This window comes from Bacillus sp. AFS059628 (assembly GCF_002571225.1).
Classification (GTDB): domain Bacteria; phylum Bacillota; class Bacilli; order Bacillales; family Bacillaceae_G; genus Bacillus_A.
On record NZ_NVEC01000137.1, the window covers coordinates 1 to 889 of the forward strand.

The window sequence follows — 889 nt, forward strand, 5'->3', positions numbered from 1 at the left end:
TTTGCTTTCGCTGAATTTTGAGGTGGGGGTCTTACTGCCCATTAAAGCGGGATAAAATGAGGTGAGCAAAAGTCTATTTGTTTAAGAATTTCTACAGTTATCTTTCTTGATTATCATAATATGTTTTATCTGCATATTTTTTATCATTTCCTTTTAAATACGCTAAGATTATTTTTGGATTTTTAACTAAAGTCCAATCTCCATATGTATCAAATCTTCTGCACGAAGTTATCATTCCATTTTTTATTGTACCGAACTTCTTATTTTGTTGTTTTCCCCATTCTTTTAAACGTTTTGCAAAATCTGCATCTTCTGCCATAAGCATATTTTCATTAAATCCATTAATCGCCATAAAATCGTTTCTATAGCACCAAAAAATCCCGACAGATATAGCCCCGTACTTAAAAAATAATGGAATTATTATTAACAATGCGGAAACAAATATTCCCAAAGATATTCTTTCAAACTTACCGGTTACCCCACCGCCAATATATTTACCTGAAACTAAATATTTTTCTACGTTAGACAAAAAAGACTCTGTCATTTGCGTATCAGCATCTATAGTAATGATTATTTCTCCAGTAGCTATCGCGGCTCCTGCATTTCGGATTTTCGATAAATTTTTATCGTCATTTTTTAATGTAATACAGTTATACCTCTTTGCTATTTCTTCTGTTTTATCTGTACAACGATTTAAAACCACTATGACTTCAGTTTGATCTTTATATGCTTCCGCTGCCTTTGAAATAGAATCTAAACATTTTCCAATGTATTTTTCTTCATTATGCGCAGGGATTATAATAGAAAATTTTATATCTTTCTTTAAATCGTTTCTTAAAGATTCATTCGTTTCTTTCATAACACACCCCTTTTTATAAAGTGAAACTTT

The 889-nt window shown here is 30.8% G+C and carries 1 protein-coding gene; it reads right to left on the bottom strand.

Annotated features, from left to right (window positions below):
- Nucleotides 1-97: 97 nt before the first annotated feature.
- Complete coding sequence (locus tag COL05_RS30325) at nucleotides 98-859, bottom strand: glycosyltransferase (protein WP_098671312.1); 762 nt, start codon at nucleotides 857-859, stop codon at nucleotides 98-100.
- Nucleotides 860-889 lie beyond the last annotated feature (30 nt).